Origin of the sequence: Streptomyces gardneri, assembly GCF_006539185.1 — a bacterium.
Classification (GTDB): Bacteria; Actinomycetota; Actinomycetes; order Streptomycetales; family Streptomycetaceae; genus Streptomyces; species Streptomyces gardneri.
In genome coordinates, this window is record NZ_BJMN01000027.1 from 117,439 (window position 1) to 141,028 (window position 23,590).

At 71.7% G+C, this 23,590-nt stretch carries 19 protein-coding genes and 1 tRNA gene; 5 read left to right on the forward strand and 15 right to left on the reverse strand.

The annotated features are described in order from the left end of the window. The first annotated feature begins 2 nt into the window (after positions 1–2). Together SGA01_RS21210 and SGA01_RS21215 are read left to right on the forward strand one after the other, a co-directional pair. Positions 3–731 (forward strand): MBL fold metallo-hydrolase, encoded by a 729-nt coding sequence (locus tag SGA01_RS21210; RefSeq protein ID WP_141298004.1) that lies wholly within the window; start codon positions 3–5, stop codon positions 729–731. Positions 732–741: 10 nt separating this feature from the next. Beyond that, positions 742–1,545 carry a DUF3097 domain-containing protein gene (locus tag SGA01_RS21215; RefSeq protein ID WP_141298005.1) on the forward strand — a complete coding sequence of 268 codons (804 nt, stop codon included), beginning with the start codon at positions 742–744 and terminating at the stop codon, positions 1,543–1,545. A gap of 51 nt (positions 1,546–1,596) precedes the next feature. Here SGA01_RS21215 and hemW read toward each other — a convergent pair whose 3' ends face one another. The 3 genes from hemW to lepA form a co-directional block, all read right to left on the reverse strand. Next, the gene (gene hemW / locus SGA01_RS21220; protein ID WP_141298006.1) at positions 1,597–2,829 is read right to left on the reverse strand and encodes a radical SAM family heme chaperone HemW; all 1,233 of its coding nucleotides are present in this window, start codon (positions 2,827–2,829) and stop codon (positions 1,597–1,599) included. Positions 2,830–2,952: 123 nt separating this feature from the next. Continuing rightward, on the reverse strand, positions 2,953–4,827 hold the full coding sequence (locus tag SGA01_RS21225) for an AMP-dependent synthetase/ligase (RefSeq protein ID WP_141298007.1): 1,875 nt from the start codon (positions 4,825–4,827) through the stop codon (positions 2,953–2,955). A 206-nt stretch (positions 4,828–5,033) separates the two neighbouring features. After that, positions 5,034–6,899, reverse strand: coding sequence for a translation elongation factor 4 (lepA, locus tag SGA01_RS21230; protein WP_141298008.1), 1,866 nt, complete (start codon positions 6,897–6,899; stop codon positions 5,034–5,036). A 184-nt stretch (positions 6,900–7,083) separates the two neighbouring features. Here lepA and rpsT point away from each other — a divergent pair, with 184 nt between their 5' ends. Beyond that, complete coding sequence (gene rpsT / locus SGA01_RS21235) at positions 7,084–7,350, forward strand: 30S ribosomal protein S20 (protein WP_141298009.1); 267 nt, start codon at positions 7,084–7,086, stop codon at positions 7,348–7,350. A gap of 539 nt (positions 7,351–7,889) precedes the next feature. Here rpsT and holA read toward each other — a convergent pair. Then, positions 7,890–8,876: a DNA polymerase III subunit delta gene (holA, locus tag SGA01_RS21240; protein ID WP_141298010.1), complete on the reverse strand. Its 987-nt coding sequence runs from the start codon at positions 8,874–8,876 to the stop codon at positions 7,890–7,892. Positions 8,877–8,922: 46 nt separating this feature from the next. Here holA and SGA01_RS21245 point away from each other — a divergent pair, with 46 nt between their 5' ends. After that, positions 8,923–9,186, forward strand: coding sequence for a hypothetical protein (locus SGA01_RS21245; protein WP_141298011.1), 264 nt, complete (start codon positions 8,923–8,925; stop codon positions 9,184–9,186). 88 nt (positions 9,187–9,274) lie between these two features. Here SGA01_RS21245 and SGA01_RS21250 read toward each other — a convergent pair whose 3' ends face one another. The 10 genes from SGA01_RS21250 to SGA01_RS21295 all read right to left on the reverse strand — a co-directional run bounded on the left by SGA01_RS21250 (position 9,275) and on the right by SGA01_RS21295 (position 22,024). After that, the gene (locus tag SGA01_RS21250; protein WP_141298012.1) at positions 9,275–10,159 is read right to left on the reverse strand and encodes a YceI family protein; all 885 of its coding nucleotides are present in this window, start codon (positions 10,157–10,159) and stop codon (positions 9,275–9,277) included. Positions 10,160–10,284: 125 nt separating this feature from the next. Next, positions 10,285–11,136 (reverse strand): arylamine N-acetyltransferase family protein, encoded by an 852-nt coding sequence (locus SGA01_RS21255; protein ID WP_141298047.1) that lies wholly within the window; start codon positions 11,134–11,136, stop codon positions 10,285–10,287. A 42-nt stretch (positions 11,137–11,178) separates the two neighbouring features. Then, positions 11,179–12,447, reverse strand: a complete 1,269-nt coding sequence (locus SGA01_RS21260; RefSeq protein WP_141298013.1) for an MFS transporter — start codon at positions 12,445–12,447, stop codon at positions 11,179–11,181. 5 nt (positions 12,448–12,452) lie between these two features. Then, entirely contained in the window at positions 12,453–13,076 is a 624-nt protein-coding gene (locus SGA01_RS21265) for a winged helix-turn-helix domain-containing protein (RefSeq protein ID WP_141298014.1), read from the reverse strand. A 74-nt stretch (positions 13,077–13,150) separates the two neighbouring features. Then, positions 13,151–15,679 carry a ComEC/Rec2 family competence protein gene (locus SGA01_RS21270; RefSeq protein WP_141298015.1) on the reverse strand — a complete coding sequence of 843 codons (2,529 nt, stop codon included), beginning with the start codon at positions 15,677–15,679 and terminating at the stop codon, positions 13,151–13,153. Beyond that, positions 15,676–16,281: a ComEA family DNA-binding protein gene (locus SGA01_RS42950; protein WP_359357841.1), complete on the reverse strand. Its 606-nt coding sequence runs from the start codon at positions 16,279–16,281 to the stop codon at positions 15,676–15,678. The genes SGA01_RS21270 and SGA01_RS42950 overlap by 4 nt, the downstream gene beginning before the upstream one ends. A 488-nt stretch (positions 16,282–16,769) precedes the next feature. Continuing rightward, positions 16,770–17,615: a DegV family protein gene (locus tag SGA01_RS21280; RefSeq protein ID WP_055643504.1), complete on the reverse strand. Its 846-nt coding sequence runs from the start codon at positions 17,613–17,615 to the stop codon at positions 16,770–16,772. A gap of 185 nt (positions 17,616–17,800) precedes the next feature. Continuing rightward, positions 17,801–18,508 (reverse strand): hypothetical protein, encoded by a 708-nt coding sequence (locus SGA01_RS21285; RefSeq protein ID WP_141298017.1) that lies wholly within the window; start codon positions 18,506–18,508, stop codon positions 17,801–17,803. A 202-nt stretch (positions 18,509–18,710) separates the two neighbouring features. Next, positions 18,711–21,587 (reverse strand): leucine--tRNA ligase, encoded by a 2,877-nt coding sequence (gene leuS / locus SGA01_RS21290; RefSeq protein ID WP_141298018.1) that lies wholly within the window; start codon positions 21,585–21,587, stop codon positions 18,711–18,713. Between the two features lie 364 nt (positions 21,588–21,951). After that, positions 21,952–22,024 (reverse strand) — tRNA-Ala (locus SGA01_RS21295). 125 nt (positions 22,025–22,149) lie between these two features. Here SGA01_RS21295 and SGA01_RS21300 point away from each other — a divergent pair. Further along, entirely contained in the window at positions 22,150–23,370 is a 1,221-nt protein-coding gene (locus SGA01_RS21300) for a glycosyltransferase 87 family protein (protein ID WP_141298019.1), read from the forward strand. Here the strand turns inward: SGA01_RS21300 and SGA01_RS21305 are convergent. Further along, positions 23,349–23,582, reverse strand: coding sequence for a hypothetical protein (locus SGA01_RS21305; protein ID WP_055643500.1), 234 nt, complete (start codon positions 23,580–23,582; stop codon positions 23,349–23,351). The two genes, SGA01_RS21300 and SGA01_RS21305, sit on opposite strands and share 22 nt — an antisense overlap. Positions 23,583–23,590 lie beyond the last annotated feature (8 nt).

Consider the following 23,590-nt stretch of genomic DNA (forward strand, 5'->3'; position numbering starts at 1 on the left):
CCATGGACGTCGATTGGGAAGCGTACGGGTGGGAGCGGCTGGCGCGCGGAGTCGGGAGGCTCCGACTGCCCGGCTGGGACGCCACGGTGGGCCTGGTTCTGGGCGAGGAGGCGCTGCTGCTGTACGACACGGGCTCGTCGCTCGCGGAGGGCGCCGAGCTCCGGGCACGGATCTCGGCCTTGACGGACGGCCGAAGAGTGACGCACATCGCACTCAGCCACCCGCACTTCGACCACGTCTTCGGCACGGCGGCGTTCGCGGGCGCGGAGGTCTTCGGCGCGGTGGGATCGGACGACCTCCTGGCCCGGGCGCGGGACCGGGAGGCGCTGCGCGCGGACGCGGTACGCCACGGGCTCGACGCCGCGGCGGCGGCGGAGGCGGTGGACGTCCTGGTGGCCCCGCGGCACGTGGTCTCCGGCGAGTGGACGCTCGACCTGGGCGGCCGACAGGTGCTCCTGGCGAACCTCGGCCCCGGCCACACGGGCCACGACCTGGCGCTCTTCGTCCCCGGGGAGCGGGAGGTCGTCTTCTGCGGCGACCTGGTGGAGGAGTCGGGCGAGCCGCAGGCGGGCCCGGACGCGATCCCGTCCCGCTGGCCGGACGCGCTGGACCGGCTCCTCTCCCTGGGCGGCGAGGACGCGGTGTACGTGCCGGGCCACGGGGCGGTGGTGGACGCCACGTTCGTCCGGACACAGCGCGAGGAGCTGGCACGGCGCTTCGCGGTGTCATAACGTCGCCCGAATGCGCAGCTACAACCCGGACCTGACGCCGCCTTGGAAGAAATCGGCCCCCGTCCCGGAGATCCCGGCGGACCCCGACCTGGTCGTGGAGGAGGTGTCGACGGGCTTCTGCGGGGCGGTGATCCGCTGCGAGGCGGGCACGGTGACCCTGGAGGACCGCTTCGGCAAGCACCGGGTCTTCCCGATGGAGCCGCGGGGCTTCCTCCTGGAGGGCAGGGTCGTGACCCTGGTCCGCCCGACCTCGGCGGCCCCGGTACGCCCCACCCGTACGGCCTCCGGTTCGGTCGCCGTCCCGGGCGCGCGGGCGCGCGTGGCGCGGGCGGGCCGGATCTACGTGGAGGGCCGGCACGACGCCGAACTCGTCGAGCGGGTCTGGGGCGACGACCTGCGGATCGAGGGCGTGGTCGTCGAGTACCTGGAAGGCATCGACGACCTTCCGTCGATCGTGGCGGAGTTCGGCCCGGCACCGGACGCCCGGCTGGGCGTCCTGGTCGACCACCTGGTCCCGGGCTCGAAGGAGTCCAGGATCGCCGCGCAGGTGACGTCCCCGGACGTCCTGGTGGTCGGCCACCCCTACATCGACGTCTGGGAAGCGGTGAAGCCGTCCTCCGTCGGCATCAGGGCCTGGCCGACGGTCCCACGCGGCCAGGACTGGAAGACGGGCGTGTGCCGGTCCCTGGGCTGGCCGGAGAACACGGGCGCGGCCTGGCAGCACATCCTGTCGAAGGTCACGTCCTACAAGGACCTGGAACCGGAGCTCCTGGGCCGAGTAGAAGAACTGATCGACTTCGTGACGGCCCCGTAGCGCCCTCTCTGGGGGAGGCTGGGCACACGGGACGCCTCCCGGGCCCGGACCTCAGTCCACCAGGTCCCGCACCACCGCGTCGGCCAGCAGCCGACCCCGCAGGGTCAGAACCGCGCGCCCGGCCTCGTAGGACGCGGGGTCGAGGAGCCCGTCCCCCAGGGCCTTCCGTGAGGCCGCAAGCCCCGCCGGCTTGAGGATCGACAGCTCGACCCCCTCCCGCAGCCGCAGCTCCAGCAGGATCCGCTCGACCCGCCGGTCCTCCTCGGCAAGGAGCTCCCGCCCGGCACCGGGCGACTTCCCGGCCCCCAGCGCCGCCGCGTACGCCCCCGGATGCTTCACGTTCCACCACCGCACCCCGCCCACGTGCGAGTGCGCACCCGGCCCGGCGCCCCACCAGTCGGCGCCGCGCCAGTACAGCTCGTTGTGGAGGCAGCGCCCGGCCTCGGAGGTGGCCCAGTTGGACACCTCGTACCAGGAGAACCCGGCCTCCTCGAAGGCCGCGTCCGCGATCAGGTACCGGTCGGCGTGCACGTCGTCGTCGGTCATCGGCACCTCGCCACGCCGGATGCGGCGCGCGAGCTGCGTCCCCTCCTCGACGATCAGGGCGTACGCGCTGACGTGGTCGGGCCCGGCGCCGATGGCCGCGTCGAGGGACGCCCGCCAGTCGTCGTCGGTCTCCCCGGGCGTGCCGTAGATCAGGTCGAGGTTGACGTGCTCGAAGCCGGCGGCCCGCGCCTCGGCGACGCAGGCCTCGGGGCGACCGGGGGTGTGGGTCCGGTCGAGGATCTTCAGGACGTGCTGCTTGGCGCTCTGCATGCCGAAGGAGATCCGGTTGAACCCGCCCTCCCGCAGCTCGGCCAGATACGCCGGGTTCACCGACTCCGGGTTCGCCTCCGTCGTCACCTCGGCGTCGTCCGCGAGCCCGAACTCGTCGCGGACGGCCCCCAGCATCCGTACGAGGTCGCCGGCGTCGAGCAGCGTGGGCGTACCGCCGCCGACGAAGACCGTCCGCACCGGCCTGGGGTCGTCCCCGAGCACCTTCCGGGCGAGCCGGATCTCCTCGGCGACCTGATCGGCGTAGTTGTCCCGGGAGGCGAGCACGCCACCGGCACCGCGCAGCTCGCTGGCGGTGTACGTGTTGAAGTCGCAGTAGCCGCAGCGCGTCGCGCAGTACGGCACGTGCAGGTAGAACCCGAGGGGCCGGTCCCCCGCCCCCTCCAGGGCGTGCGGGGGCAGAGCCCCGTCGTCGGGGACGTTCTCACCATCGGGCAGTACGGAAGGCATGAGCCCATTGTCCCGTACCGCCCGAGGTGAACCTCCGGCCTGTGGAAAACCACCGCCACCACCGCGACCGCCACCGTCACCACAGCCGTGCGACGACGACGGCAACGGCGGCGGTCACCGCGGCTACGCCTCGCGCGAGCCCTCGTACATCGCGTCGATCAGGTGCTGGTACGTGCGCTCCACGACCGGCCGCTTCATCTTCAGCGACGGGGTCAGCTCGCCGTGCTCGACGTCGAGGTCGCGCGGCAGCAGACGGAACTTCTTGATCGTCTGCCAGCGCTGGAGACCCTCGTTGAGGCGGTCGACGTAGCCCTGGACCAGCTTCTCGGTCTCCGGCGCGGCGACGACCTCCGCGTACGTCTTGCCTGCGAGGCCCTGCTCGGCGGCCCAGCCGAGGATGGCGGGCTCGTCGAGGGCGATGAGCGCGGAGCAGTAGTTCCGGTCGGCGCCGAGCACCACGATGTTGGAGACGAACGGGCAGACGGCCTTGAACTGGCCCTCGACCTCGGTCGGGGCGATGTACTTGCCGCCGGAGGTCTTGAACAGGTCCTTCTTGCGGTCGGTGATCCGCAGGTACCCGTCGGCGGACAGTTCACCGATGTCGCCGGTGTGGAACCAGCCGTCCGGCTCCAGGACCTCGGCCGTCTTCTCCGGCAGGCGGTGGTAGCCCTCCATGATGCCGGGGCCGCGCAGCAGGATCTCGCCGTCGTCGGCGATCCGGACCTCGGTGCCGGGGAGCGGCTTGCCGACGGTGCCGGTGCGGTAGGCCTCGCCCGGGTTGACGAAGGAGGCGGCGCTGGACTCCGTGAGGCCGTAGCCCTCCAGGATGTGGATGCCGGCGCCGGAGAAGAAGTAGCCGATGTCGGGCGCCAGGGCGACGGAGCCGGAGACGGCGGCGCGCAGGCGCCCGCCGAAGGCCTCGCGGAGCTTCTTGTAGACCAGCGCGTCGGCGACCTTGTGCTTGGCCGTGAGGCCGAAGGGGGCCGAGGCCGTGCCGGTGCGGCGGAAGTTGTCCTGGGTGACCTTGGCGTAGTCGCGGGCGACTCCGGCCGACCACTGGAAGATCTTGTACTTGGCGCCGCCGGCCTCGCGGGCCTTGGCGGCGACCCCGTTGTAGACCTTCTCGAAGATCCGCGGGACGGCCGCCATGTAGGTCGGCTGGACGATCGGCAGGTTCACGATGATCTTGTCGATCCGCCCGTCGAGGGCCGTGACGTGTCCGACCTCGATCTGGCCGGAGGTCAGTACCTTGCCGAAGACGTGGGCGAGCGGCAGCCACAGGTACTGGACGTCGTCCTTGGTGACCAGGCCGGTGGCGGCGATGGCCTTGGCCATGTACGACCAGTTGTCGTGCGGGAGGCGGACGCCCTTGGGGCGGCCCGTGGTGCCCGAGGTGTAGATGAGGGTGGCGAGCTGCTCGGCGGTGATCGCCGCGACCCGCTCCTTGACGGCCTCGGCGTTCTTCTCCAGGTACGCCTTGCCGCGCGCCTCCAGGTCGGCGAGCGTGAGGACCCAGTCGTCGGTCTCGACGCCCGCGGGGTCGAGGACCACGACGTGGTGGAGGTCGGGCAGCTCGGCACGGCGCTCGCGGGCCTTGGCCACCTGTGCCGCGTCCTCCGCGATCAGGACCTTGGACTCGGAGTCCGAAAGGATGAACGCCGACTCCTCGGCGTTCGTCTGCGGGTAGATGGTGGTCGTCGCGGCACCCGCGCACATCACACCGAGGTCGGCGAGGACCCACTCGACCCGGGTGGAGGAGGCGAGCGCGACCCGCTCCTCGGGCAGCACGCCGAGGTCGATCAGGCCGGCGGCGATCGCGTAGACCCGCTCGGCGGCCTGCCCCCAACTGAGCGACTTCCAGTCGTCGGGACCGGCACCGGACGCGGCGGGGACCGGGTACCGGTAGGCCTCCGCGTCGGGAGTCCGCTCGACGCGCTCAAGGAAGAGGGTCGCCACGGAGGGCGGCCGGTTCTCGATCAGGGTCTGTGTGTCGCTCACGACGTCCTCCGGGCGGCGGCGGTGCCTGCTGGCGGTGCGTAACTACGTAACTAACTGGCGAGTAACCTTCAAGTCGGGATCAGAGTAAAGGGCCGAGGACTGGCGCGTAAGGGCTTGCAAGCCGCCGCTTCATAACGAACGGGTCCACGCGCCATCGGCACGTGGACCCGTTCGATGCACAAGGCACCTACCTCTGACGTTCCCGGCTACTTCTTCTTGCCGGAGGACTCGTCGCTCGAGAGGACGGCGATGAAGGCCTCCTGCGGCACCTCGACCGAGCCGACCATCTTCATGCGCTTCTTGCCTTCCTTCTGCTTCTCCAGCAGCTTCCGCTTACGGGAGATGTCACCGCCGTAGCACTTGGCGAGGACGTCCTTGCGGATGGCGCGGATGGTCTCGCGGGCGATGACGCGGGAGCCGATCGCGGCCTGGATCGGCACCTCGAAGGCCTGGCGCGGGATGAGCTCGCGCAGCTTGGCGACGAGCCGCACACCGTAGGCGTAGGCGGCGTCCTTGTGGGTGACGGCGGAGAAGGCGTCGACCTTGTCGCCGTGCAGCAGGATGTCGACCTTGACGAGGCTGGAGGCCTGCTCGCCCGTGGGCTCGTAGTCGAGCGAGGCGTAACCGCGCGTCTTGGACTTCAGCTGGTCGAAGAAGTCGAAGACGATCTCGGCGAGGGGCAGGGTGTAGCGGATCTCGACCCGGTCCTCGGAGAGGTAGTCCATGCCGATCAGCGTGCCGCGACGGGTCTGGCACAGCTCCATGATCGCGCCGATGAACTCGCTGGGGGCGAGGATCGTGGCGCGCACGACGGGCTCGTACACGTCGTCGATCTTGCCCTCGGGGAACTCGCTCGGGTTCGTGACCGTGTGCTCGCTGCCGTCCTCCATGACCACGCGGTAGACCACGTTGGGGGCGGTGGCGATGAGGTCGAGCCCGAACTCGCGCTCGAGCCGCTCACGAATGACGTCGAGGTGGAGAAGACCCAGGAAGCCCACGCGGAAGCCGAAGCCGAGCGCGGCGGAGGTCTCCGGCTCGTAGACGAGCGCGGCGTCGTTGAGCTGGAGCTTGTCGAGGGCCTCGCGGAGGTCCGGGTACTCCGAGCCGTCCAGCGGGTAGAGACCCGAGAACACCATCGGCTTGGGGTCCTTGTAACCGCCGAGCGCCTCGGTCGCGCCCTTGTTCAGGGAGGTGATCGTGTCACCGACCTTGGACTGACGGACGTCCTTCACACCGGTGATGAGGTAGCCCACCTCACCGACGCCGAGCCCGTCGGACGCGGTCATCTCGGGAGACGAGACGCCGATCTCCAGCAGCTCGTGGGTGGCGCCCGTCGACATCATCTTGATGCGCTCACGCTTGTTGAGCTGCCCGTCGACGACACGGACGTACGTCACGACACCGCGGTACGAGTCGTAGACGGAGTCGAAGATCATCGCGCGGGCGGGCGCGTCGGCGACACCGACCGGCGCCGGGACGTCCCGGACGACGCGGTCGAGCAGCGCCTCGACGCCCATGCCGGTCTTCGCGGAGACCTTGAGGACGTCCTCCGGCTGGCAGCCGATGAGGTTGGCCAGCTCCTCGGAGAACTTCTCCGGCTGGGCGGCCGGCAGGTCGATCTTGTTCAGTACCGGAACGATCGTGAGGTCGTTCTCCATCGCCAGGTAGAGGTTGGCGAGGGTCTGCGCCTCGATGCCCTGCGCCGCGTCGACCAGCAGGACCGTGCCCTCACAGGCCGCCAGCGAGCGCGAGACCTCGTACGTGAAGTCGACGTGCCCGGGCGTGTCGATCATGTTCAGGATGTGCGTCCTGCCCTCACCCTGCCCGTCGGTGGGCGCCCACGGCAGTCGGACCGCCTGGGACTTGATCGTGATGCCGCGCTCCCGCTCGATGTCCATCCGGTCGAGATACTGGGCACGCATCTGCCGCTGGTCGACCACACCGGTGAGCTGGAGCATCCGGTCGGCGAGCGTGGACTTGCCGTGGTCGATGTGCGCGATGATGCAGAAGTTGCGGATCAGAGCCGGGTCGGTACGGCTCGGCTCGGGCACGTTGGTAGGAGTCGCGGGCACGCAGGGTCTCGTCTCGGGGCGATGTCGGATCGATACGTAGGCTCCATGGTCCCATGCCCGCCGCCCTGCGCCCGGTTTGGGCGGCCCCGAGGGTGACTGATACTGTGGACAGCTGTGCCTCGTGTGCCCTCTCAGCTGCGAGTCACACTCCAGAAGGAACATCGAACCTGTAAAGGCTCTTTTCGTGGCGAACATCAAGTCCCAGATCAAGCGGAACAAGACCAACGAGAAGGCGCGCCTGCGTAACAAGGCCGTCAAGTCGTCGCTCAAGACCGCGATCCGCAAGGCCCGTGAGGCTGTCGCCGCCGGCGACCTCGAGAAGGCCACCGTTGCCACTCGCGCCGCCTCGCGTCAGCTCGACAAGGCTGTCTCGAAGGGTGTCATCCACAAGAACGCCGCCGCCAACAAGAAGTCGGCGCTGGCCACCAAGGTTGCCACCCTCCAGGGCTGAGCTCTGATGTAACCGGTCGCACGGGACCCAGCGGGCCCTCTCTCCCGCTCCCGCCCGACCACCAGGACTCGCACGCGGACGCGTTCGCCACGCGGGTGCGAGCCCACCAAGCTGTAACGCCGAAGGCCCCGCCGCCTCCTACCCCAGGAGCCGCCGGGGCCTTCGCCGCGTCCACGCCCTGCCCGGGCCGGCACGAGGGACTGCCCAGGGGCTGGGCACCCCGTACGCACGGGGCCGGGGGACCCGTACGCACACGGGGGCAGGGCGACCCGTACGCACACGGGGGCAGGGCGACCCGGCAGGGGTGTGGTGCTGCCGGAGAGGGCTCGGTGCAGCGCCCGGGCCGCCGCGGGGTCGGGCGCAGCCCGATGGGGTGGGCCCGGCCGAGCCGCTGCGGGGGTCGGGGCGACGCCCCGATCCGGCATGGCGACGCCGTCACAGGGGGCGCAGCCCAGCGGGGTGCAGGCCCCTGGGGTCCGCTCCGCCCCCGGCGGGGTTTCGGGAAGGGGTGGGGTGGGGGAACCGACCGCCCCGGCCCACTACCGCCGCAGCCGCGCCGCCCGAGCCACCGCCACCACTGCCTTCTCCAGGGCGTACTCCGGGTCGTCGCCCCCGCCCTTCACCCCCGCGTCCGCCTCCGCGATCGCCCGCAGCGCGAGGGACACCCCGTCCGGGGTCCAGCCCCGCATCTGCTGGCGCACGCGGTCGATCTTCCAGGGCGGCATGCCCAGCTCCCGGGCCAGATCCGCCGGCCGCCCGCCCCGCGCGGAAGAGAGCTTGCCGATCGCCCGTACGCCCTGCGCCAGCGCGCTGGTGATGAGCACCGGCGCCACCCCGGTCGAGAGCGACCAGCGCAGCGCCTCCAGGGCCTCCGCCGCGCGCCCCTCCACGGCCCTGTCGGCCACGTTGAAGGACGAGGCCTCCGCGCGGCCGGTGTAGTAGCGCCCGACGACCGCCTCGTCGATCGTTCCGTCGACGTCCGCCGTCAGCTGCGCGCACGCGGACGCCAGCTCCCGCAGGTCGCTGCCGATCGAGTCCACCAGCGCCTGGCACGCCTCCGGAGTCGCCGCGCGCCCGAGCGCCCGGAACTCCTGCCGGACGAAGGTCAGCCGCTCCGCCGGCTTCGTCGTCTTCGGGCAGGCCACCTCCCGCGCGCCCGCCTTCCGCGCCGCGTCGAGCAGGCCCTTGCCCTTCGCGCCGCCGGCGTGGAGCAGGACGAGCGAGATGTCCTCGATCGGGTCGTCGAGGTAGGCCTTGACGTCCTTGATCGTGTCGGCGGAGAGGTCCTGCGCGTTCCGCACGACCAGGACCTTGCGCTCGGCGAAGAGCGAGGGGCTGGTCAGCTCCGCCAGCGACCCGGGCTGGAGCTGGTCGGAGGTGAGGTCGCGCACGTCCGTGTCGGCGTCGGCAGCCCTGGCGGCCGCCACCACCTCCTGGACGACGCGGTCGAGGAGCAGGTCCTCCTGCCCCACGGCAAGCGTCACGGGGCCGAGGAGGTCTTCGGGGGAAGTCTTTCTGGTGGCCATCGCGATCCAGCATCCCACGGGCCACTGACAGCCGTGCCCGACAGCCATGCCCGAGAATGACCGGGTGAGCGAACGACGACATGTACTGGTACTCCCCGACCGCGACGCCGCCGAGGAGGTCGCCGAGGAACTCCCCGACCGATTCGGCGTGGCCGAGACACCGCAGCTCTTCCGGGACGCCCTGGCCGGCGAGGACGACGCCGAGGACGCCCAGTGGCTGGTGGTCGTCGAGGACCCGGACGGAAGGCTCGACGCGGCGGCGCTCGACGAGTTCGCCGCCGAGCACGAGGGCTGGCTGGAGGCCCCGTAACCCGTCCCGCCCGCCTCAGCCCAGTCCAAGCCCAGCCCGGCCCAGCCCAGCCCGGCCCAGCCCGGCCCAGCCCAGCCCAGCCCTACCCCTACGCGGTCTTGCGGACGATCTGGATGTCGAGGTCGATGCTGATGCTGGACCCGACGGCCGCGATCCCGCGCGCGAGCAGCGTCTGCCACGTGAGGGTGAAGTCCTCCCGGTGCAGCTCGGTGGTGGCCCGGCAGGCCCCCCGCGTCTCGCCCTCGAGCCCGCTCCCGATGCCCAGGTACTGGGTGTCGAGCGTCACCGTGCGGCTGACCCCGTGGAGGGTGAGCGCACCGGTGACGGCCCAGCGGCTGCCGCCCCGGTGGACGAAGCGCTCGCTGTAGAACTCCAGCGTCGGGTACGCGCCGACGTCGAGGAAGTCCCCCGAGCACAGGTGGTCGTCGCGCATCCGCACCCCGGTGTCGATGGAGGCCGCGTCGATGACGACGTGCATCGCCGACTGCTCCATGCGGTCGGCGATGCGCACCGCGCCGGCGAAGCTGTTGAACCGGCCGTGGATGCGTGCGAGCCCGATGTGGCGGGCGGTGAAGCCGATCTGCGAGTGCGTCGGGTCGATCTCCCAGTCGCCCGGCTCCGGGAGCTGGGGCTGCGGCGCGATCTGGAGCAGGACGTCGCCGACGCCCGCGTGTCCGCCCTCGGTGACGACGACACTGCCGTGGTGCGGCGTGTACCCCTCGGCGGTGACGGCGAGCCGGTACTCCCCCGCCGGCACCGTCGCGAGCGCCGTGCCGTACGGGTCGGTCTCCCCGCCCAGCACCTTGCGGCCCGCCGCGTCACTGAGCACGAACTCGGCCTGTCGGACCGGTTCGTGTACGGGGTCGATGACCCGACAGGTCAGCACCCCGGCCGAGGCGGGCACCGCGAGACCGGCGAGCGGGCCGCCCCGCGCCGCGCCCGCCGCCCTCTTCCCGAAGAGTCGATCGAACATTCTTCACGCACCCCCGCATGACTCGTTCACTATGCAACGAAGATGCATTCGATCACTGGTGAGGCGTTCGAGGCAAACGAACCAAGTGTTACCGGGAGTCCGAATTGAGGATTCCGCTCAGCGGCTCACCGGTTCCTCTCGACGGCGTCGTGCGCGACGACCGGCAGCTCGTCGAGCACGATGCCGAACAGCTCCCGGTACGCGCCGCGCACCTCCTCGTCCCCGTCGAGCACCCGCTCGACGCGCTCCCCGTGGGTGCGGGTGATCAGCTTCCGGCCGCTGAGGGTGATCCGCCCCTCCTCGGTGAGCAGGGAGCAGATGAGGGAGCGCGGAAAGTGCGAGTCGGGCGAGGTCCGGTGGTACCAGGCACCGGCCGTGAAGTCCGCGAGCCCACGGGGCCGCACCTCCAGCCGGTACTGCGGCTTCCCGTCCCGCAGCACCTCGAGATCGCCGTCGGCGAGCTCCTGGACACGGAAGCGGCCGCCCGGGTCCTCCTGGTCCCCGCGCTCGTCGAGGGCGAGCGGGTAGTGGCTGTGGTCGCCGAAGCCGACGTCGGCCAGCCACCGCTCCTCGTCGGCCGTCTCCACGAGCAGCGCCATGTGGTCGTACGGGATCCCGAGCCTCCCCTCCGGGTCGACGACGCGCGCCTGGAGCAGCGACACCCGGTAGCCGAGCGCCCGCAGCAGGACCGCGAACGTGGTGTTGATCTCGTAGCAGAAGCCACCTCTGCGGTCGCCGACCACCTTGTCGACCAGCGCCTTCTCGTCCAGGACGATGTCCTCGCCGAGATGGATCGAGAGGTTCTCGAAGGGCACGCTCAGCAGGTGCCGCACATGCAGCTCACGCAAGGCGGCGGCGTCCGCGCGCACGGGCCGCCGCGCGCCGATCCGCGCCAGGTAGGCATCGACATCCGGGAGGAAGGGCGCCGCCGGGGCGGAATCCGTCGGGTCGGAATCCGTCGGGTCGGGTGCATCCATCACATCGTCACTCATGCGGGAAGTCTCCCTCTTCTCGGTCGGTCACGACGCCCCGACGGGGGTCGACTCCTCTTCCCTCGTGGGCAGTTCACGCATGCGCGGCAGCGGCGAGGGCAGCAGCCAGAGCACGGCGAGGACGGCTCCGCCGGTGGCGATCCACAGCGTCGGGCGCAGCCCGATCGCCGTGCCGAGCAGGCCTCCGGCGAGCGCGCCGAGAGGGCGGAAGCCGTGGTTGAGCGTGCGGTAAGCGCCCATGACCCGGGCCCGTACGGCGTCGGGGATCACCGCCATCTGGAACGATCCCGCGGCGATGTCCGCGATCATCACGCCGACGCAGGAGAGGAACTCGGCCGCGAACATCACGGCCACCACCAGCGGAAGCGGCCCGTCGGCCAGGGGTATCAGGAGCAGGGGCAGCGTGAACCCGAGGAAGCCGAGGACGAGCGACGCGCCGACGCCGATCCGCCGGACGACGGCCCCGCTGCACGCGGCGCCGATGAGACCGCCCACCGCTCCGGCTCCGAGGATCAGGCCGAGCAGCCCGGCGCTGATGCCGAGTTCAGCGGTCGCGTAGAGCACGAAGAGCGTGTGGAACATGTAGTTGAACAGCTGGATCGTGCCGGAGGCGGCGAAGAGCGCGCGCATGGACGGGTCGCGGACCACCCAGCGCAGCCCTTCGGTGAAGTGCCCCTTGGCCACGGGGGCCGGCGGGGGTTCGACCGCCTTGATCCGGGCCAGGTACCCGGCCGACACCACATAGGTGAGGGCGTCGGCGACCAGGGCGAAGGGCGCGGTGAGGACCTGCACGAGGACGCCTCCGATGCCGGGGCCCGCGAGCCAGGACATCGAACGGCTGCCGTTGACCAGTGCGTTCGCCTGTATGTACCGGTCGGTGGGGACGAGCGCGACGAGGAGCGTGGTGTTGCAGACCTCGAAGAGCACGGTGAGCGCGCCGATCCCGAAGGCCACCGCGTACAACTGGCCGAGCGTCAGCGCGTCGAGCGCGTAGGCCACGGGGAGCGTCAGCATGAGCGCGGCCCTCCCGAGGTCCGCCGCGATCATGGCGTGTCTGCGGCGGGCGTGCCGGTCGGCCCAGGCGCCGAGCGGCAGGTTGAGCAGGAGGGCGGGGAGGAGTTCGGCGGTCTTGAGCCAGCCCATCTCGGCGGCGTCGGCGCCGAGGATCAGGACGGCGGCGAGCGGGATGGCGATGAGCGAGATCTGGTCCCCGACGAGCGAGACGGTCTGCCCGGTCCAGTAGCGGCGGAAGGTCCGCTCGCGCAGCAGTTCCGGTACGCGTTCCACGAGGGCCATCTCGCTTACTCCGCTTCTTTGTTGTGGGGGATGTCCTGTTCCAGATAGGCGATCCGCAGGACGCTGACGGCCCGGGCGCCCTCGGGCGCGAGGGAAGGGTCGGATTCGCGCCCCTCGAAGGGGCGGAGCAGGGCGCCCATCTGCTCGCCGAGGCCGGTCAACTCCTCGGGGGTGAGGAAGAGCAGGGAGTCGCTGAACTGCTCGGCCTCCCGCCACTTCCTCGGGAGCGTGTGCCGGCGCTCCATGGCCCGGGTGACCCGCTCGAAGTAGCGCTCGGCGATGGCGGCCATCAACGCGTCGGCGGCCTCCGCGACCGTCGCGTCCTCGCTGTACTCCGGCCACTCGGTGTACCGGGCGGTGGCCCGCCAGGGCTTCTCCCGGCCCTTGCCGCCCGGCGCCTCCTCCACGAGGCCGTACTTGGCGAGTATCCGCAGGTGGTACGAGCAGCTGGCCACGGACTCGCCGGTCAGCTCGGCAGCCTTGGTGGCGGTGAAGGGGCCGCTGCTGCGCAGCAGTCCCACCAGGGACATCCGCAGGGGGTGAGCGTAGGCCCGCAGAGCGCGCGGGTCGGTGAGGCGGATACTGCGGGGCTGCTCACCCTCGGGTCGCGGTTCGCTGATCTCCGGCATGATGAAAAGGTATCTTTAGAAAGACTTCTTTACAAGGGTTTCTTTACATCGACTCGCCCCTTCACCCCTTCGGCTCACCCTCCCCTCGCCACGGCCATGAGCCCGCGCCCCGCACCCACCACCGCGACGGCCCCGTCCAGATCGGTCCGCAGCACCCGCGCCCCACCCGCCCGCAACGCCTCCACGGTCCGGGGCGACGGGTGTCCGTACGGGTTGTCACGTCCCGCCGACACCAGCGCGAGACGCGGCCGCACCGCCTGTATCAGCCCCGGATCCTGGTGCGCGGACCCGTGGTGGGCGACCTTGAGCACGTCCACCGGACCCAGCTCCGGACCGCTCCTCAGGAGCGCGCGCTGAGCCGGTGGTTCGAGGTCGCCCAGGAGCAGCAGACTCAGCCCACCGGCGGCCCGGACGAGGAGGGTGACACTGGCGTCGTTCGCCCCTCCGGCAGACCCGCTGACCACGCCGCCGACCGACCCGCCCGGACCGGCCGGCGGCCACACCACCCGCCACTCCAGCGCCCCGACCCTCCGATGCTCCCCCGCCCCCGCCCGGACCAGCGGCACCCCAGCGGCGGCCGCCGTCCGCCGCACGAACGCGGCCTGGGCGGGCGGTTCTTCGAGACCCGTGGTCTGGATCGCCCCCACCGACCGCCCCCGCAGCACCCCCGCCAGCCCGGCCACATGGTCGGCATGGAAGTGCGTGAGCACCAGCAACGGCACCCGCCGCACCCCGAGCTCCCGCAGACAACGATCCACCGGTGCGGGGTCGGGGCCGGCGTCCACCACGACGGCCGCGTCGCCGCCCGCCGCGAGCACCGTCGCGTCCCCCTGCCCCACCTGGCACATCGCGAACACCCAGCCCGGCGGCGGCCACCCGGTCGCCCACCGCGTCAACGGCACCGGCCGAACGGCCACGAGGAGAAGCAGCGCGGCGACGAACCCGGCGATCCACCCCCGGTACGGCAGCCTGCGCGCCCCGAGGACCACGAGACCCGTGAGCAGCGCGAGGACCAGTCCACCCCACCACCCGCCGGGCCAGGCCAGCTGGGCCCCCGGCAGCTCCCCACCCGCACGGGCCACCCCCGCGATCCACCCGGCCGGCCACCCCGCCACCCACGCGACCCCCGCCGCGGCCGGCTCCCACACCTGCGCCAGGGCGAGCGCGGCGAAGCCGAGCACCGTCGCGGGCGCGACCGCCAGTTCGGCGAAGAGGTTCGCCGGGATCGCGACCAGACTCACCCGGCCGGCGAAGACCACCACGACCGGCGCGCACACCGCCTGCGCCGCGAGGGCCGCCGCCAGCGCCTCCGCGAGCCGCCCAGGCACCCGACGCCGCCGCAGCACCTCGCTCCACCGCGGGGCGACCGTCAGCAGGGCCCCGGTGGCGAGCACCGAGAGCAGGAACCCGTAACTCCGCGCCAGCCAGGGGTCGTAGAGCACCAGGAGCAGGACGGCGGTCGCCAGCGCGGGGATCAGCGATCTCCGGCGCCCGGTGCCGATCGCCAGAAGGACGACGAGCCCGCAGGCCGCGGCGCGCAGCACACTCGGATCGGGCCGGCAGACGACCACGAAGGCCAGCGTCAACGCTCCCCCGGCCACCGCGGTCGCCCGCAGCGACAGCCCGAGCCGGGGAGCGAGCCCGCCCCGCTCCACCTGATGCGCCCTCCCGGGACGCCCGATGAGCAGGAGCAGGACGACGGAGAGGTTGCTGCCGGAGACCGCGAGGAGATGCGTGAGGTCGGTGGCCTCGAAGGCGTCCCGCAGTTCGGGACCGATCCTGGAGGTGTCCCCGACGACCAGCCCCGGCAGCAGGGCCCGCGCGTCCGGCGCCAGCCCCTCGGTCGCTCTCCGCAGCCCGGCGCGCAGCTCGCCCGCCGTGCACTGCGGCGCGCTCGGCGGACCGACGATCCGTGGTGGACCCGCCCCGTCGACCTTGAGGACCGCGGCGAAAGGCTCACCGGAACGCAGCGGCAGCGCCAGCCGAGCTCCGACCCGCAGCCGGGTCGAGGGCAGGAGCCGCAGCCACTCCTCCCTGCCCTCCCCCGGCGGCACGATCAGCAGCACCGGCGCTCGCGTCCGGTGCGCCGCGCCGCCCGGCCGCTCGACGCGGGTCACCTCTCCGTCGAGGACGACCGAGACAGGCGCCATGGCGTTGCCCCGCACCTGGGGCCGGGTGAGCCGTGGATCGGAGGTGACCGTGACCTCCATCTGCGCCCGGACGTACTCCCGGGCAAGCGCCGGTACGGGACCGCGCCGCAGGTCCGCCGCGTGCAGCCCCGCCGAGGCCGCCCCGGCCGCCGCGCACAGCAGGACCCCCGCGCACGCGGTCGCCCGCAACCGCCACCCCGGCGTCGCCGGAGAGGCCACCGGCGCGTCCGGTCCCCCTCCCTCGGCGTCCCGGGACCCGTCCGCGCCGCCGAGCCGCCGGGCCAGGACCGGAGCCAGCAGAGCGAACGCCCCGACCAGGCAGACCATGACACCGGCCACCGTCCACCACCCGGTGACGCCCACCGCCCAGGCCGCCGCCGCCCAGGCCGCCAGCGCGAGAGGGACGAGCCGCAGGTCGACCGGCCCCTCCTCCGTCCCCCCGACCCGGTTCACGGCCGGACCAGCGGTTCGAGGTCGGCGAACCGGCGCTCCCCGATGCCGTTGACCTCCCGCAGCTCGGCCACCGACCGGAAGCCGCCCTGCTCCGCGCGATGGTCGACGATGTGCCGCGCAAGGACCGGGCCGACGCCCGGCAGGGTGTCGAGCTGTTCCACCGTGGCCGCGTTGAGACTCAGCGGAGCCCCCAGCCCACCGGCCCCGGCGCCGCCTCCAGGACCGGAGCCGACGACCGGCACCCCCGGCAGCCCGACCAGGACCTGCTCGCCGTCCATGAGCACACGGGCCCGGTTGATCCCGGTCAGATCGGCCCCTGGTTCCGCCCCGCCCGCGGCCCGCAGGGCGTCCGCCACCCGCGAGCCCCCGGGCAGGGTCAGCACCCCGGGCCGGCGCACCTTGCCGCCGACGTCGACGACCACCTTCGCCCCACCCGCCCCGGGCGCCGGCCCCTGTTCGCTCCCCGGCCCGGCCCGAGGAACGGATGCGGCGGGCGTGGCCGCCACAGGGGCGGAACGGACGATCTCGGGGGCCCGTACCGGCTCAGGCCGCCCCGTCCAGAAGTACCCGCCCGCGAGGCCGGCGGCCACGAGCAGAATCACGGTCAACGCGGCCAGCGCCCGAGGTTCGAGCCCGCACCGCGTCTGCACCCATAGCGGGGTCCGCTCCCGCAAAGCCGCCGCCAGCCGCCCCCGCGCGGTCTGCGTCGGAGAGCCCCGCTCCGGCGCCTCAGGCGCCTCCGCTGTCTCGGGCTCCGTCGGCGGGAACAGTGCGTCGCCCCGTCGCCGCACACCGGCCCCGGCTACCTCGGAGACCCGGCGCACCCGGGTGCGCCTCCGCGCCCGCCCAGGAGGCGCACCGCGCCCTCCCGGGCGGCTGCGTCCGTCCGAACCCGGCGCCCTGCCGGGCCCGCTCGTCGGAGCCCCCGGCCTGTCCTCGACTCCGGTGGTGATCGATGCGATACGTGTACGAAGTGCCATGCTCGTGACGGTAGAGATCACGACGGCCCTGTGCGGGACTCACCCAAGTCCCGTGGAAAAGACTCCGGTTGTGGATAACTCCGTCACTCGTAAGGGGAAGGTGGCGGCACTCAGCGCGGCGAGACGACGACCGCGAGGAGCCCCGGTCCCGTGTGCGCGCCGATGACCGCCCCCACCTCGCTGACGTGCAGTTCCTCGATGCCCGGGATCCGCTCCCTGAGCCGGTCGGCGAGCACGGCGGCCCGTTCCGGTGCGGAGAGGTGGTGCACGGCGATGTCGACGGCGCCGGAGCCGGCCCGCTCCACGGCGATCTCCTCCAGCCGCGCGATGGCCTTCGAAGCCGTCCGCACCTTCTCCCGCAGCTCGATGCGCCCGCCGTCGAGTTCGAGGAGCGGCTTCACCGCGAGCGCGGAGCCGAGCAGCGCCTGCGCGGCGCCGATGCGCCCGCCCCTGCGCAGATAGTCGAGCGTGTCGACGTAGAAGTAGGCGGAGGTTCCCGCGACGCGCTTCTCCGCCGCCGCGACCACCTCGTCGAGAGAGCCGCCCGCCTCCGCGACCTCCGCCGCGGCCAGCGCGCAGAAGCCCAGCGCCATGCCGACCATGCGGGTGTCCACCACGCGCACCGGCACAGGGGCGTCCTTCGCCGCGAGCACGGCGGCGTCGTACGTGCCGGAGACCTCGGCGGACAGATGGAGCGAGACGATTCCCCGCGCCCCCGCCTCCGCCGCCTCGCGGTAGGCGGCGGCGAAGATCTCGGGGCTCGGCCGCGAGGTGGTGACGGGCCGCCGCTTCTGCAGGGCCTCGGCCAGGGACTTGGCCGAGATCTCCGTACCCTCCTCCAACGCGCGGTCACCGATGACGACGGTCAGCGGGACCGTCGTGATGGCGTGCCGCTCCCTCGTCTGGGGTGGCAGGTAGGCCGTGGAATCGGTGACGATCGCGACATGCCGGGACATGAGCGGGAGGTTACCTGCCACAGCCGCGGCGCTGCAGCCCGGCCCCCCGCCCGACGCCTCTGACGTCCCTTCCCGCACCACCAGGCACCACAAGCACTCCGGGCCAAGCCAAGCGCCAAGCCAAGCCAAGCCGCGTCGGGTCGGGTCGGGTCGGGTCGGGTCAGGTCAGGTCAGGTCAGGTCAGGTCAGGTCGTGGTCTCCGGGCGGGCCGACTTCTCCCACGGATAGGCGGTCCGCCGGGGATCAGGCGCCGTGATCGCGGGCGGCTCGTCCCCGGCCGCCGGACCCGCCGTCCCGGTGGGGCTCCCCCACGCGTCCGCCGCCGTCGGATCCGGCGCCGTCTCCGGGCTGTCCCAGTGGCGCAGGGCGCCCGCCTCGACGTCGATCTGAGCGCTCAGCGAGGACAGATCGTCCTCCGCGAACTTCAGCGCCCGGTCCCGGGCCGCCCGGCGCAGCGCCTCGGCCGACCCCGTGATCTGCTCCGTCCGCCGCGTGAGCTCGGGAAGCTGTCCGGCCACCCACGCCTTGTCCGGCTCCCGCTCCATGCGCTTGAGGTCCTCGTCCAGTTCGAGCCCGTGCGCACTGAGCCGGTGGAACAGGTCGAGCGACTCCTTCAGCGAGGCGTCCTCGGCGACGCCCGCCCTCAACGCCTCCTGCGTGGCCCGCATCGAGGTGCGCAGCGAGAGCCGCAGCCGGGCCAGCTCGCCCGCGACCCCGGCCTGGCCGAAGCTCTTGGCACGCAGCGTGGTGTCCTCCACCGTGCGCCGGGCCTGGTCCAGGGTGCGGTCCACCCCGCGCTTGGCCGCCTTGGCCACCTTCACGGTGGCGTAGACCCCGAGCGCCACGAAGGCCAAGAAGAGCAGCGCCATGATCGTGATAATCGCGGCTTCCATGTCCGCCCCTCCGGCATCCGTCGAGTCCCCACGGCTGTGGTCCCTCCACCGTAAACGGAACAGGCAGGCCGGGGGTTCCATCAGAACCCCCAACCTGCCCGTAGGGGAAACCCCCCATGCCTCCGTCGGCATCCGACAATCGACAACCGACAGTTGTCAGCCGTCAGTCAGTTGCCAGCCGTCAGCTGTCAGCTGTCATTCGTCAGCCGGCGACGATGTTGACCAGCTTCGGCGCGCGCACGATCACCTTGCGGATCTCCGCGCCGCCCAGCGCCCCGACCACGTGCGGGTCGGCCAGTGCCAGCGTCTCCAGCTCCGCGTCCGTGATCGACGGGGAGACCTCCAGGCGGGCCTTGACCTTGCCCTTGATCTGCACGACGCAGGTCACGGTCTCGTCGACGACGTACGCCGGATCGGCGACCGGGAAGCCCTGGTGGACGACCGACTCGGTGTGGCCCAGCTTGCGCCACAGCTCCTCGGCGATGTGCGGGGCCAGCGGGGCGACCAGCAGCACCAGCTGCTCGGCGACCTGCCGGGACAGCGCGCCACCGGTCTTCGTCAGGTGGTTGTTCAGCTCGGTGACCTTGGCGATGGCCGTGTTGAAGCGCATCGCCGCCATGTCCTGCGCGACACCGTCGATCGCCTTGTGCAGGGCACGCAGCGTGTCCTCGTCGGCCGCAGTGTCGACGACGGAGACCTCGCCGGTCGCCTCGTCGACGATGTTGCGCCACAGCCGCTGCAGCAGCCGGTACTGGCCGACCACGGCGCGCGTGTCCCAGGGTCGCGAGACGTCCAGCGGGCCCATCGCCATCTCGTACAGGCGCAGGGTGTCGGCGCCGTACTCGGAGCAGATCTCGTCCGGCGTCACCGCGTTCTTCAGGGACTTGCCCATCTTGCCCAGGACGCGGCTGACCTTCTCGCCCTCGTACCAGAAGGCGCCGTCCCGCTCCTCGACCTCGGCCGCCGGCACGGCGATGCCGCGGGCGTCCCGGTAGACGAAGGCCTGGATCATGCCCTGGTTGTACAGCTTGTGGAACGGCTCGGCCGACGAGACGTGGCCCAGGTCGAACAGCATCTTGGACCAGAAGCGCGCGTACAGCAGGTGCAGCACGGCGTGCTCGGCACCGCCGACGTACAGGTCGACGCCACCGGTGGGCATGCCCTCGCGCGGGCCCATCCAGTACTGCTCGACGGCCGGGTCGACCAGCTTCTCGGAGTTGCGCGGGTCCAGGTAGCGCAGCTCGTACCAGCAGGAGCCGGCCCAGTTGGGCATGGTGTTGGTCTCGCGGCGGTAGCTCCGCGGACCCGCGCCGTCGCCCAGGTCCAGGGTGACGTTGACCCAGTCCTCGTTGCGGGACAGCGGGGTCTCCGGCTGGGTGTCCGCGTCGTCCGGGTCGAAGGTGCGCGGCGAGTAGTCCTCGACCTCCGGCAGCTCCAGCGGCAGCATCGACTCGGGCAGCGAGTGCGCGACGCCGTCCTCGTCGTAGACGATCGGGAAGGGCTCGCCCCAGTAGCGCTGACGGCTGAACAGCCAGTCGCGCAGCCGGAAGTTGACGGTGCCCTCGCCGATGCCGCGGTCGGCCAGCCAGGAGGTGATCTTCGCCTTGGCGTCGACGACGCCCAGACCGTCCAGCGAGATCTCGTCGTTGGCGGAGTTGACCAGCTTCGCCTCGTAGGAGCCGAAGGCGTCGTCCCACGTGGCCGGGTCGGTGCCGCGGTCGTCCGACGGCTCGACGACGCAGCGCATCGGCAGCTCGAAGGCGCGCGCGAAGGCGAAGTCGCGGGTGTCGTGCGCCGGGACGGCCATGATGGCGCCGGTGCCGTAGCCCATCAGGACGTAGTCGGCGATGAAGACGGGGACCTGCTCGCCGCTGACGGGGTTGGTCGCGTACGCGCCGGTGAAGACGCCGGTCTTGTCCTTGGCCTCGGCCTGCCGCTCGACGTCGGACTTGGAGGCGGCCTGCTTGCGGTAGGCGTCGACGGCCTCGGACGGCGTGGCGTGCCCGCCGGTCCAGACGTCGTGGGTGCCCTCGGGCCAGACGGCCGGGACGATCTTCTCGACCAGATCGTGCTCGGGCGCCAGGACCATGTAGGTGGCGCCGAACAGGGTGTCCTGGCGGGTCGTGAAGACGGTGATCGCGCCGGTGTCGCCGACCTGGAAGTCGACGCGGGCGCCCTCGGAGCGGCCGATCCAGTTCCGCTGCTGCAGCTTGATGGCCTCGGGCCAGTCCAGCGCGTCCAGGTCGTCCAGCAGGCGGTCCGCGTAGGCGGTGATCCGCATGTTCCACTGACGCAGCTTGGACTTGAAGACGGGGAAGTTGCCGCGCTCGGAGCGACCGTCGGCGGTGACCTCCTCGTTGGCCAGGACCGTGCCCAGGCCGGGGCACCAGTTGACGGGCGCGTCGGAGGCGTACGCCAGGCGGTACTCGCTCAGGACGTCGGAGCGCTCGGCGGCGGTCAGCTCGCTCCACGCGCGCGTGGAGCCGGGAACCTCACGCGTGCCGTTCTCGAACTGCTCGATCAGCTCGGCGATCGGACGGGCCTTGCCGGCCTCGACGTCGTACCAGGAGTTGAAGATCTGCAGGAAGATCCACTGGGTCCACTTGTAGTACTCCGGGTCGATCGTGGCGAACGACCGGCGCTTGTCGTGGCCCAGACCCAGCCGGCGCAGCTGGACCTTCATGTTCTCCATGTTGGCCTCGGTGGACACGCGCGGGTGCGTGCCCGTCTGCACGGCGTACTGCTCGGCCGGCAGGCCGAAGGCGTCGAAGCCCAGGGTGTGCAGCACGTTGTGACCGGTCATACGCGCGTGGCGGGCGTAGACGTCCGTGGCGATGTAGCCGAGCGGGTGGCCGACGTGCAGGCCCGCACCCGAGGGGTACGGGAACATGTCCATGATGAACTTCTTGGGCCGGGCGGCGACCTCGGGGTCGCCCGCCAGGTCACCGGAGGGGTTCGGCGCCTCGTACGTGCCCTCGGCGTCCCAGAAGTCCTGCCAGCGTGCCTCGATGTCGGCGGCCATGGCCGCCGTGTAGCGATGCGGGGCCGCCGTCTCGGCGGTCGTATTGATCTCGGTCATGGTCCTTGAAGCTCCATCGATCGTCTCTGCCCACTGCCACGAACTGCCGCGAAATGAAAAATCCCCTCGCACAGGAGGGGACGCCGCGCCGACTCCGGCGGGATGACGGTCGACAGGACGACGGTCATGCGCCGGGACTGATCAGCGCGGCTCGATAAGCAGGAGGCGTACGGCACGCATGGCGCCAGGGTACCGCAGGGCCCGCGCGGGCCGCACCGGCGTTCCACGCGTGGGCGGACGAAGAAGGCGTACGGGCACACGCAGGAAGACGCACGGGCACACGCAGAGGACGGTCCCGGCACACGCGACGCCCGGACACACGAAGAAGCGGGCCACCCGATCCGGGTGACCCGCTTCTTTTCTGTGGAGCTAAGGAGAATTGAACTCCTGACCTCCTGCATGCCATGCAGGCGCTCTACCAACTGAGCTATAGCCCCTTGCTTCTTTCCCGTCTCCGTTTCGGTTTCCCTCGCGGCGACAGACAGAACATTAACCGGCTCCCGGGCAGATCTCCAAATCGATTCTCCGAGCCCCTCCGACCTGCCCGGTAGGGTCGCCGACTGTGTCCGTCTCCGTGCTCTCCAAAACCCGCGTCCGGCCGTGGCCCCTGGCCACCGCCGCGGCGGTCTGCCTGCTCTCCTTCGCGTCCTTCTGGGTGGCGCAACGCCTCGCCCACGTGAACATGCTCGACGTGATGGTCTACCGGGCGGAGGGCGAGACGCTGCGGGCCGGCGGAGACCTCTACGCGATGCGCGCCACCTCGGCGAACCTCGCCATGACCTATCCGCCGTTCGCGGCGGTGCTGTTCGTCCCGCTGACCCTGGTGAGCGTCCCCCTGATGCGGACGCTCGCGACCGCCGGGAACCTGCTCCTGGTGATCGCCCTGGTCCAGCTGTCGCTCCAGCTGGTCCGCCCGGCGCTGTCCCGGACGGACCTGTGGCGCACGACACTGTTCGTCGCCGCGGCCGTGGTCTGGTGCGAGCCGGTGTGGACGACGCTGCGGTACGGCCAGATCAATCTGCTCATAGCGGTGGCGGTCCTCTGGGACCTGACGCGCCGCGAGGGCAGCCGCTGGGCCGGTCTGGGCATCGGTCTCGCGACGGCGGTGAAGCTCACACCGGGGCTCTTCGTGGTCCTGCTGTTCGCCGCCGGTCTGCTGCTGTGGCGCCGGGACCGCCGCTGGAACCAGTGGCTTCGCACGGGAGCGACGGCGACCGGGGTGTTCCTGGCGACGACGCTGACCGTGGCGCTGGCCCTGCCGGCGGACTCGAAGAAGTTCTGGACGGAGACGCTCTTCGCGACCGGCCGGGTCGGCTTCGCCGAGGAGACCGCCAACCAGTCGATCAGCGGCGTCCTGGCCCGCCTGATGCACACGGACTCCCCGGGCGTCTGGTGGCTGCTGACCGCCGCCGCCATGGGCGGTGCGGCGATGTACCTCGCGGTACGGGCCGCCGTCCGCGGCGACAAGGCGGTGGCCGTGATCATCTGCGCGTTCACGGCGCTGATGATCAGCCCGATCTCCTGGTCCCACCACTGGGTCTGGTGCGTGCCCCTGCTGATCCTGCTCGCGGACCGCGCCACGCGCGCGTGGCCGGTGACCGGTGTGGTGGCCTTGGCCTTCACGTCGTTCGCGCTGTGGTGGGTGCCGCACGACCCGGGCCGTCCCGAACTGGACCAGAACGCGGGCCAGATGCTGCTGTCCGCCGTCTATCCGCTGACGGCGACGGCGCTGCTCGTGGCCTATGTACTGAGGGAGCGGCGTCAGGCTCTGGCGAAGGAGTAGAACCGCTTGAGGGTGCAGTGCTCGTCGAGGAGCCGGCCGTAGATCGGCTCCCCCTCCAGCTCGCGGTACGTCTCGATGGGGTCGCCTTTTATGATCAGCGCCCGCGCGCACTCCTCGCACCAGTACTGGAAGTCGGGGTTGACGGGGTCCATGTCGCGCACGATGGGCGTACCGCTGCCGCACCAGTCGCACTTCCGCCTGTGTGCACCCATCAGTCAGC

Coding starts and splice junctions, on each gene's coding strand:
- SGA01_RS21215 (WP_141298005.1), top strand. CDS start 742: ATGCGCAGCTACAACCCGGACCTGACGCCGCCTTGGAAGAAATCGGCC.
- hemW (WP_141298006.1), bottom strand. CDS start 2,829: ATGCCTTCCGTACTGCCCGATGGTGAGAACGTCCCCGACGACGGGGCT.
- SGA01_RS21210 (WP_141298004.1), top strand. CDS start 3: ATGGACGTCGATTGGGAAGCGTACGGGTGGGAGCGGCTGGCGCGCGGA.
- holA (WP_141298010.1), bottom strand. CDS start 8,876: ATGGCCACCAGAAAGACTTCCCCCGAAGACCTCCTCGGCCCCGTGACG.
- leuS (WP_141298018.1), bottom strand. CDS start 21,587: ATGACCGAGATCAATACGACCGCCGAGACGGCGGCCCCGCATCGCTAC.
- SGA01_RS21255 (WP_141298047.1), bottom strand. CDS start 11,136: ATGGATGCACCCGACCCGACGGATTCCGACCCGACGGATTCCGCCCCG.
- SGA01_RS21245 (WP_141298011.1), top strand. CDS start 8,923: ATGCCCGAGAATGACCGGGTGAGCGAACGACGACATGTACTGGTACTC.
- SGA01_RS21260 (WP_141298013.1), bottom strand. CDS start 12,447: ATGGCCCTCGTGGAACGCGTACCGGAACTGCTGCGCGAGCGGACCTTC.
- SGA01_RS21250 (WP_141298012.1), bottom strand. CDS start 10,159: ATGTTCGATCGACTCTTCGGGAAGAGGGCGGCGGGCGCGGCGCGGGGC.
- SGA01_RS21280 (WP_055643504.1), bottom strand. CDS start 17,615: ATGTCCCGGCATGTCGCGATCGTCACCGATTCCACGGCCTACCTGCCA.
- SGA01_RS21285 (WP_141298017.1), bottom strand. CDS start 18,508: ATGGAAGCCGCGATTATCACGATCATGGCGCTGCTCTTCTTGGCCTTC.
- SGA01_RS21305 (WP_055643500.1), bottom strand. CDS start 23,582: ATGGGTGCACACAGGCGGAAGTGCGACTGGTGCGGCAGCGGTACGCCC.
- SGA01_RS21265 (WP_141298014.1), bottom strand. CDS start 13,076: ATGCCGGAGATCAGCGAACCGCGACCCGAGGGTGAGCAGCCCCGCAGT.